Origin of the sequence: Brevundimonas sp. (assembly GCF_029946145.1) — a bacterium.
GTDB lineage: Bacteria > Pseudomonadota > Alphaproteobacteria > Caulobacterales > Caulobacteraceae > Brevundimonas.
In genome coordinates, this window is record NZ_JAQSDY010000013.1 from 236,706 (window position 1) to 245,872 (window position 9,167).

The 9,167-nt window shown below is 67.6% G+C and carries 11 protein-coding genes; 3 read left to right on the forward strand and 8 right to left on the reverse strand.

Annotation, left to right across the window (positions count from 1 at the left end; genetic code table 11):
- Positions 1-2: 2 nt before the first annotated feature.
- Genes rplB through rpsJ form a run of 5 tightly spaced genes read right to left on the reverse strand, consistent with a single transcriptional unit; the run spans position 3 to position 2,934 of the window.
- The gene (gene rplB / locus PSV23_RS06865; protein ID WP_300467205.1) at positions 3-836 is read right to left on the reverse strand and encodes a 50S ribosomal protein L2; all 834 of its coding nucleotides are present in this window, start codon (positions 834-836) and stop codon (positions 3-5) included.
- A gap of 4 nt (positions 837-840) precedes the next feature.
- The gene (locus PSV23_RS06870) at positions 841-1,146 is read right to left on the reverse strand and encodes a 50S ribosomal protein L23 (protein ID WP_298701884.1); all 306 of its coding nucleotides are present in this window, start codon (positions 1,144-1,146) and stop codon (positions 841-843) included.
- Positions 1,146-1,847: a 50S ribosomal protein L4 gene (gene rplD, locus PSV23_RS06875; protein ID WP_300467208.1), complete on the reverse strand. Its 702-nt coding sequence runs from the start codon at positions 1,845-1,847 to the stop codon at positions 1,146-1,148. Before rplD ends, PSV23_RS06870 begins: the two co-directional genes overlap by 1 nt.
- Complete coding sequence (gene rplC, locus PSV23_RS06880; RefSeq protein ID WP_300467210.1) at positions 1,847-2,608, reverse strand: 50S ribosomal protein L3; 762 nt, start codon at positions 2,606-2,608, stop codon at positions 1,847-1,849. Before rplC ends, rplD begins: the two co-directional genes overlap by 1 nt.
- Positions 2,609-2,628: 20 nt before the next feature.
- Positions 2,629-2,934 (reverse strand): 30S ribosomal protein S10, encoded by a 306-nt coding sequence (gene rpsJ, locus PSV23_RS06885; RefSeq protein ID WP_003164367.1) that lies wholly within the window; start codon positions 2,932-2,934, stop codon positions 2,629-2,631.
- A 657-nt stretch (positions 2,935-3,591) separates the two neighbouring features.
- Between rpsJ and PSV23_RS06890 the strand changes: the two genes are divergently transcribed.
- Entirely contained in the window at positions 3,592-4,365 is a 774-nt protein-coding gene (locus PSV23_RS06890) for a hypothetical protein (RefSeq protein ID WP_300467212.1), read from the forward strand.
- Positions 4,366-4,510: 145 nt separating this feature from the next.
- Here PSV23_RS06890 and PSV23_RS06895 read toward each other — a convergent pair whose 3' ends face one another.
- The 3 genes from PSV23_RS06895 to PSV23_RS06905 form a co-directional block, all read right to left on the reverse strand.
- Complete coding sequence (locus PSV23_RS06895; protein WP_300467214.1) at positions 4,511-5,401, reverse strand: GIN domain-containing protein; 891 nt, start codon at positions 5,399-5,401, stop codon at positions 4,511-4,513.
- Between the two features lie 96 nt (positions 5,402-5,497).
- Positions 5,498-6,406 (reverse strand): cupin-like domain-containing protein, encoded by a 909-nt coding sequence (locus PSV23_RS06900; protein ID WP_300467216.1) that lies wholly within the window; start codon positions 6,404-6,406, stop codon positions 5,498-5,500.
- An 8-nt stretch (positions 6,407-6,414) separates the two neighbouring features.
- The gene (locus PSV23_RS06905) at positions 6,415-7,554 is read right to left on the reverse strand and encodes a GNAT family N-acetyltransferase (protein WP_300467218.1); all 1,140 of its coding nucleotides are present in this window, start codon (positions 7,552-7,554) and stop codon (positions 6,415-6,417) included.
- 160 nt (positions 7,555-7,714) lie between these two features.
- Between PSV23_RS06905 and PSV23_RS06910 the strand changes: the two genes are divergently transcribed.
- Positions 7,715-7,885: a hypothetical protein gene (locus tag PSV23_RS06910; RefSeq protein ID WP_300467220.1), complete on the forward strand. Its 171-nt coding sequence runs from the start codon at positions 7,715-7,717 to the stop codon at positions 7,883-7,885.
- A 59-nt stretch (positions 7,886-7,944) separates the two neighbouring features.
- On the forward strand, positions 7,945-9,036 hold the full coding sequence (locus PSV23_RS06915; RefSeq protein WP_300467222.1) for a L,D-transpeptidase family protein: 1,092 nt from the start codon (positions 7,945-7,947) through the stop codon (positions 9,034-9,036).
- Positions 9,037-9,167: the final 131 nt, after the last annotated feature.

Here is a 9,167-nt window from a genome sequence, read left to right on the forward strand (position 1 = left end):
CTTTAGCGAGCCTTCTTAACGTGGCGGGTACGGATGATGTACTTGTCCGTAGCCTTGTTCTTGCGGGTCCGGGTGCCCTTGGTGTCCTTGCCCCACGGCGTAACCGGGGTGCGACCGCCAGAGGTCCGGCCTTCACCACCACCGTGCGGGTGGTCGATCGGGTTCATGGCCACGCCGCGAACGTGCGGACGCCAGCCCATGTGACGAACGCGACCGGCCTTGCCGAGGTTCTGGTTCATGTGGTCGGGGTTCGAAACCGCGCCCACCGTGGCCATGCAGCCGTCCAGCACCATGCGAAGCTCGCCCGAGCCGAGACGGATCTGGGCATAGCCCTGATCGCGACCGACCAGCTGGGCGTAGGCGCCGGCCGAACGGGCCAGCTGGGCGCCCTTGCCCGGCTTCATTTCGATGTTGTGGATGATCGTGCCGACCGGAACCGAGCGCAGCGGCATCGCATTGCCCGGCTTCACGTCGACCTTTTCACCAGCCACGACCGAGTCGCCCGCCTTCAGGCGTTGCGGCGCGATGATGTAGGCCTTTTCGCCGTCCTCATAGACGATGAGGGCGATGAAGGCGGTCCGGTTCGGATCGTATTCCAGGCGTTCGACGGTCGCCGTGGCGAACTTCCGGCGCTTGAAGTCGATCTTGCGGTACAGCGTCTTGGCGCCGCCGCCGCGGAAGCGGACGGCGATACGACCGCCGGCGCCCCGGCCGCCCGACTTGGTCAGGCCTTCGGTCAGCGACTTCTCGGGGCGTCCTTTATGGAGCTCCGAACGGTCGATCAGCACCAGGGCGCGACGGCCCGGCGATGTCGGATTGTATGTTTTCAAGGCCATCTGATCAGAGCCCCGTGGTGACGTCGATCGACTGGCCTTCAGCCAGCGTCACGATCGCTTTTTTGATGTCGACCCGACGGCCCATGATGCCGCGGAAGCGCTTGGTCTTGCCCTTTTGAACCAGGGTGTTGACCTTCAGGACGTTGACCTTGAACAGGCTTTCGACCGCGGCTGCGATCTCGTCCTTGGTCGAGGTGCCCGAGACGCGGAACACGACCTTGTTCTGCTCCGACAGGATCGTGGCCTTTTCCGTGATGATCGGAGCCAGGATGGTGTCGTAGTGTTTTACGGTGGGGTTGGCGCCAGCCATTACGCGGCCTCCTTCTTCGTCTTGGCAGCCGGTTTGGCGGCCGAGGCGGCCTCGGCTTCACGACGCGACGGGGTGTAGTCCTTGTAGGTGGCTTCGATCGCTTCGATCGCCGCCTTGGTCAGCACCAGCTTGTCGGCCCGCAGGATGTCGTAAACGTTCAGGCCGGCGTTCGGCAGGACGTTCACCATCGGAATGTTGCGGGCGGCCAGGCCGAAGTTCGTGTCGACTTCCGGACCGGCGATGATCAGCGTGCGGGTCCAGCCCAGCTTGCCGAGGGTTTCGCGCAGACCGGCGGTCTTGGCGTCCTTCAGCGAGATGTTGTCGACGATGACCAGATCACCGGCGACGACCTTGGCCGACAGCGCATGACGCAGGGCCAGGGCGCGAACCTTCTTGGGCAGGGAGAAGCCGTGGTCGCGAACGACCGGGCCGAAGGCGCGCGAACCACCGACGAACTGCGGGGCGCGGCGCGAACCGTGACGGGCGCCGCCGGTTCCCTTCTGCTTGTACATCTTCTTGCCGGTGCGAGAGTTCTCGTTCCGGGTCTGGACCTTGTGGGTGCCGGCGCGGCGCTTGGCCAGTTGCCAGTTGACGTAACGGGCCAGGATGTCGCCGCGAATGTCGGTGATGCCGAAGACGGCTTCCGACAGTTCGACGTCACCGGCGGCCTTGCCGTCGAGTTTGATGACCGGGATTTTCATTACGCTTCACCGCCTTCGGTGGTCTCGACTGCGGGGGCCTCTTCCGCCGGCGTTTCAGCCGGTTGAGCCGCAGCAGCCGAACCGCCCTTGGACTTCACGCCGCCGGGGAACGGGGCGTCGGCCGGACGGGCCTTCTTGATGGCGTCGCGAACCTTGACCCAGGTGCCCTCGTGACCGGGGACGGCGCCCTTGATCAGCAGCAGGCCACGCTCGACGTCGACGCGGAACACGGTGAGGTTCTGGGTGGTGACGACTTCACAGCCATAGTGGCCGGCCATCTTCTTGCCCTTGAACGTCTTGCCCGGATCCTGACGCTGACCGGTCGAACCGTGCGAACGGTGCGAGACCGAGACGCCGTGGGTCGCCCGCAGGCCGCCGAAGTTCCAGCGCTTCATGGCGCCGGCGAAGCCCTTGCCGATGGTCTCGGCCTGGACGTCGACCTTCTGGCCGGCGACGAAGTGGTCAGCCGAGAACTCGGAGCCCACATCCATCATGGCGTCCGCATCGATGCGGAACTCGGTGACATAGGCCTTGGGTTCCACTTCAAGCTTGGCGAAGGATTCGCGCTGAGCCTTGTTGGTGTTCTTGGCCTTCTTGGTGCCAGCGCCCAGCTGGAGAGCGACGTAGCCGTCACGCTCCTGGGTACGTTGGCCGACGACTTGGCAGCCGTCGAGCTGAAGCACAGTGACCGGTACGTGCGCGCCGTCATCGGCGAACACGCGGGTCATGCCCAGCTTCTTGGCGATCACGCCCGTGCGCATCGGATCCCGCCTCTTTCCAATTAAATCTTGATCTCGACGTCCACACCGGCGGACAGGTCGAGCTTCATGAGCGCGTCCACGGTCTGCGGGGTGGGGTCGACGATGTCGAGCACGCGCTTGTGCGTGCGAATTTCAAACTGCTCGCGCGACTTCTTGTCGACGTGCGGCGAGCGGTTCACGGTGAACTTTTCGATCAGGGTCGGCAGCGGGATCGGACCGCGAACGGTCGCGCCCGTGCGCTTGGCCGTGTTGACGATTTCGCGCGTCGAAAAGTCGAGGACGCGGTGATCGAAGGCCTTGAGCCTGATGCGGATGCTTTGATCCATATCGGTCGTATTTCCCAAGCAGGCGAACCTGCGTCCCTGTGAACCATTTCAAAGACCGGAGGCCTTCAGGCACGAATGCCTTCAGAGTACGCACGTCCGCAAAAACGATCGGCCCACGCAGCGAACCGCGAAGGCCGTTGAAGTCCTGGGTCACTGCAAAGAACAGGGTCTCAGGTCGTTCCTGCGAACCGCGTCTGCATCCCCAAAACACGCGGGATGCACAGCCGGTCCAACAAGAGTTGGCGCTTATGACGATTGAGTCCCGTTTCGTCAAGCGGCGAAAACGTGGCGCAGGCTGGGTTTCGCCTGTTTCGCGGGCGAGGAGAGACGCCGCCGGATTTCACGGCCGTCCCGAGGCGGCCGCGACGACCGCTTCATGGCGAACCGTCTTGTATGGAGAGCCGTGAGCCGCCGCTGGATTTCGCGATCCGGTCACCGTGAGCCCGGATTGTCGCCGTTTCTGACAGCTGGAACACAGAGCGCCGTTATGCTTACGCTTGGGCGCCGCATAGGCGCCACAATGCGTTGCCGAGCCGCCACAACCGTCTCAAGCCGCTGTTTTGTGACGCTATTGTAATGGTGAAGCCTGCCACAGCGCTGATAGCCGGGAGCTTCGCGACGCGACTCCCCGCGGTTGCGACAATGGAAAAGCAAAAAATGAAGTCTCTCCTCCTCGCCACGGCCGCCGTGGCCGCCTTCGCCGCCGCCCCGGCCTTCGCCCAGGACGCCGTCGGCTCGATCGGCGTCAACTATTCCAACACGGACATCGACATCGTCGGCCTGAACGGCGAAGTCGAAGCTGCCGCCGTTGACGCCGGCGTCGCCATCCCCGTCACCTCGGACTGGACCGTCACCGTGGACGGCGGTTTCAGCCTCGCCCTCGACGGCGCTGACGACGCCGATGACAGCAGCACCAACGGCCGCGTCCACGTCAGCCGCAACTTCGGCAATGTCCGCGTTGGCGCTTTCGCCGGCGGCGCCGAAGCGGCCGACGAGCAGCTGTGGAGCTTCGGCGCCGAAGCCCAGGCCTATCTGAACGACAAGGTCACCCTGACCGGCGTCGTCGCCTATGAGACGGTCGAGAGCACGGACGCAGACATCTGGAGCGTGGGCGGCGACGCCTCCTACTTCATCTCCCCGACGTTCCGCGTGAACGCCGGCGCCGGCTGGTCGACCGCCGACCTCGGCGCGGGCGTCGATGGCGACGGCTGGTCCGCCAATGTCGGCGGCGAATACCAGTTCCCGGGCACCGGCATCAGCGTGGCCGCCGGCTACGTTCGTTCGGAAATCGAGGACCTGGACCTGCAGGCCGACACCATCAACGTGGGCCTGCGCTTCTCGTTCGGCGGCGACCTGCAGACGCGTCAGCGTTCGGGCGCAGACCTGGGCCGCACCGCCGTCGGCGTCGGCTCCCTGCTGGGCGGCCTCTAGGCCAGAGCCTTCGGGCCCAGACGACAGAAGCCCCGGCGGAGCGATCCGCCGGGGCTTTCTGCTGCCGGCCAGACAGACGGCAGGCATGGAAAAAGGCCCGGAGGGTTCCACGCTCCCGGGCCTTCTCCGTCGCGACGACCGGGGGTCAGTCGCCGATGCGGATGTCTCCGCCGCCGACCACCGAGCGGCTGACCGACCCGGTGGCGCGGGCCACGGTGACGTCGCCACCGCCGACGAGGGACACGTCGACATCTCCGGCGACGCCGCCGAAGTTCACGTCGCCCGATCCTGCGATGCTGATGCTGAGGTCCGGGGCCGTTCCGGCGCGGATGTCCACGTCGCCGGATCCACCGATCGAGACATCGACCGGGCCGTCAACCCGGGCCACGACGATGTCGCCGGATCCACCGATCGCGATATCAAGGTCCCGCGTGGCTCCGGCCGTCACTGACCCGGACCCTCCGATGCTGATGTCCATCGACGTCGAGGTTCCGGCGCGCATGTCGCCCGAGCCGCCGATGCTCAGGGACACGGGCCCTTCCGTGTTGGCCACGTTCCAGTAGCCGCAGCCGCCGTTTCCGAGGTCCACGGAGGCGGCGCCCCGACCGATCGAGCCGAACACGGCGCCCGAAGCATCGACGTTGACGTCACGCGGCGTGCGGATGACGATCAGCGGGGCGTCGGAGACGTTGATGCGGCCGACATTGCGCACCTCGACCGTGACGCCCTCACCCGGCTGACCGGGATTGTCTGGCCGCGAGTTGCAGTTGCGGATGCCGTCACCGCGATTCAGGAAGCCGCGGCGTCCGAGGCCGCCGTCGATGCGGACGTCGGCGCCGTCGCGAGTGACCCGCACCGGGGGCAGGCCGGACGATCCTTGCTCGATCTCCACGGCGATGTCGGTGCGGTCCTCGACCACCACGGCCACGCGGGCCACGGCGTGGCGGATCTCGACTTCGGGCCCCGGCCCGGCGAAGGCGGGGGCGGCCATGGCGGCGGCGGCGATGGCGGCGGCGGATACGATAGCGAGTTTCATGGCGTGTTCCCTCTCCGGAAGTTGGCCGGAAAGTGCGTCCGCCGGGACGCCGAGTCAGCTTAAATCGAGGTCATGACGCCATTGTAAGGAAGCGGCTCAGGCCCGCAGCGCGCCCGCGCCGTCAGCCGCGCCGATCTCCGGCTCGAAGTCCCGCTCGAAATGGGCGATCCGGCTCTTCAGCCCCCCGACCCGTTTCAGCGCCAGCGAGGCGGCCCAGCGGGCGGCCAGTTCCGGCGGCGTCATCCGGTCCGTCATGCGGGGCCGTCCGCCCTGGCTGCGCAGCACGGCATTGGTATAGAGGGCGCCGTTCCTGAACCGCGACGGCCAGGTCTGGAAGTCCATCGACAGGGAGACGCAGAACCGGTCCAGGTTCTCGACCCGATGCGGCGCATAGATGGGCCAGGTCAGGGCCTGACCCGGCTCCAGGTCGATCACCTGGGCGTCGGCCTCGAAGGCCAGCGAATAGGGCAGTTCCTCGGTCGTCTGGCGCGACACCACCTGCTCCATGTCCGCCTCGGCCAGATGGGCCTCGTCGCCGGGATAGACGAAGATCCGCTTGCGGCCCCGCAGGTGGAACAGCACCACACCCGCCGCATCGAAATGATACGGCACCCGCGCCTTGGGCGACGACAGGATCAGTTGGCCGGCGTTCCTGACCGCCCGCAGACCCGGATACGCGTCCTGCACCTTGCGGAACTCGTCCATGGCCGCGGCCCACAGCTCGGGCCAGCCGGTCTCGACCTCGCGCAGATTGACCCACAACCGCCCCTGCTGGATCGCCGCCAGCAGTTCCTCGCCGTTCAGCCGCCCCCGCGCGCCGGTGCGCAGCGACACCTGCCCGGCGTCGTCGTAGTCGTACAGATTGATGTCGAACAACCCGGCTGGGTATCGGTCCAGCACCGCCGCCAGCGCCTCGTCCGAGGCGAAGCCCTGCTCGACCAGGCTGTGAGGATGGATCTCGGCCTGTTTGATGGGGCCGGTATAGCGGGTGCGCGTGTCGCTCATGGGATGTCTCAGGCCGGAACGGGTCGGGTCGAACCCTGGCGGGCCTTTGCAAGCGCCGCGCCCGCCGCCTGGACCGCGCCCCTGAACCGATTGCCCGGCGTGGTCTCGCAGGCCTCGATGGCCGCCCAGCGCCGCCGCACGCTTGTCCGCAGCCGCTGGCCAGGCCCGCCCAGCACCCCGACCGCCGCCTCGCTGACCGCCGCCCCAAGACCGGGCTTCAGCACCACCGCCTCGCGCACGATGCGCGCGCCGTTGCAGAAGTACTTTTTATAATGCTCACCCTCGAACCCGAAGTCGAAGGTGCGATAGCCGAGCTCCGACGCCAGCCGCATGGTGTCCATGCTCAGCAGGATGCCGGGGGAACACCGCGCCAGGCTGGGCTCATAGCCCGGGAACCAGAAATGGTACTGGTCGCCGGCGTGCAGCGAATATTCGATCGCGGTCAGACGGTCGCCGGCCCACAGCCCGGCCATGGAGGCGCCGAAGCCATCACGCTCTTCCCTGAGCAGGGCGTGCAGCAGGTCCGCGGTCCAGCCGCAGGCGAAGATGTCGTGCCGCCCCGTGCGCCTGTACTGATCCCGCTTGAGCCCGATCAGCCAGTCCAGCAGGGCCGGGTCACGCAGGCCACGCTCGACCCGCAGCGGGCCCAGCTCGGCCTCCATGCTGCGCCGGGCGCGCTCCTTGTCCTTGAAGAATTTGCCGTGGGTGGCGCGACGTTCGGCGTACCAGCCGTCATAGCCTCCCTCCCCCAGTTCGACCTGCACCGTGCGCCGATCCTCGCCCAGGCCCGTCTCGCCCATCCAGGCCGTGACGTTCAGCCGGGTCGCGCCCAGCGCCCGCGCGACCTCTTCCAGCGAGGGAGCCTGACCCGGGAAGGCAATGACCCCGTGATAATCATTCATCGGCGCGGCCAGGGGCTGAAGCGCCCCGCCCCGCCGCTGGTGGGGGAAGAAACCGACCGTCTCGCCGCCGCGCGAGAACACCGCCACCGCCGCGTCCGGACTGATACGTCCGGCGACCCGGGCGAACTCGGGCCGGAAGTACGGGCTGTTCAGCGACGGGTTGGCCGCCAGCATGTCGCGCCACAGGGCCCACCGGGTCTCGCCCAGCGCGTCGATTGCGACGATTTCCACCTGAAGCGCAGCCATTCGAACGTCCCGCGGCGAATCCGTCACGGACCGCCTTCATGCAGCGGACATAGCCTGCCGCCCGTTTCAGGCCGGTGAGCGTTCATGGTGAATGACGAATGACCGGGAGCCTCGCGCGGCCGCCGGGCGTTGCGGTTTCACAATTCATCCCGGAGCCCCGATGACCGATCCGAAACGCCCGCCCAACCGCGAGACCGAAAACGAAGACCAGCGCAGTCCATCCCGCGAAGGCCAGCCGCCCCGTCCCGCGACCGAGCCCCGGGGATCGGAAGGCTCCTCCAACTCGGGGGAGACCGCCACCGACCCCGCGACGGGCAAGCCGAACCCCTGACCTGGAACGGGCGGCGCGGTGAGGGATTGGGTCCGGACACCCTCAACATCCGGATTCCCATGTCGCTCCGCCTGATCCTCGCCTCCGCCAGTCTCCTCGCCCTCGCCGCCTGCGGCGCACCGGACTCCGACCAGCCCGCGCAAGACGTCCCGACGGCGCAGGGCGCGGCCTCCACGGCGGGACCACCCGTTCTGAGCGTCGCCCAGATCGAGGCCGGCGTCCCGCAAGCGGCGGACGCCCCGGGCGCGACGGCGCCGGCGCCCACGCCGGCTCAGGCTGTGGGTGAAGCGGGCGATGCAACCCCCACGACCCCGCCCGACGCCGGTCTGGTGCGGCTTCAGATTCTTCTGGACCGGACGGTCTTCTCGCCGGGCATGATCGACGGCCTGGCGGGCGACAACACGCGCCAGGCGGTGGCCGCCTATCGCAAGGCCAACAACCTTGGCTCGGGCGACGCCGTGGACACCGCCCTGCTCCAGCATCTCGCGGCCGCCGACACCGCCCGCGTGATGGCGCAACATGTGATCACGGCCGCCGACATCGCGGGCCCCTTCAGCCCGCCGGCCCAGGGCGAACTGGCCGACATCGCCAGGTCCGGGACCAATTTCGTCAGCCCGCTGGAGCGGCTGGCCGAACGGTTCCACATCACCGAGGCTCTGCTTCAGGGTCTGAACCCCGGGGTCGATTTCCGCCGCGCCGGCCAGACCATCGTGGTTCCCGCCGTCACGGATACGCCGCTGACGGGTGTCGCCCGCATCGTGGTCGACAAGGCGGAACGCTCCGCGCGGGCCTTTGACGCGGCCGGCAAGCTGCTGGCCTTCTATCCCGCCACCATCGGCTCGAGCGAGCGGCCCGCCCCTTCGGGTACAGTCACCGTGACCGGCGTCGCCCCGGAGCCGAACTACACCTACGATCCCACCCGGGTGTCCTACGACCGGGGAGACCAGAAGGTCGTCATTCCCGCCGGCCCCAACAATCCGGTCGGCACGGTCTGGATCGACCTGTCGCGCGACACCTACGGCATCCACGGGTCGCCGGATCCGTCGAAGATCGGCAAGACCGCCTCTAACGGTTGCGTCCGCCTGACGAACTGGGACGCCGAACAGTTGGCGGCGGGCGTCAAACCGGGCGTGGTGGTGCGGTTCATCTGATCCACCCAAAGCAAAACGGCCCCCGGATTTCTCCGGGGGCCGCTCGCGTTTCAGATCGTCAGGAGACGACCGAGGCTTACTCGGTGATCTTGCTGACCACGCCGGCGCCGACGGTGCGGCCGCCTTCGCGG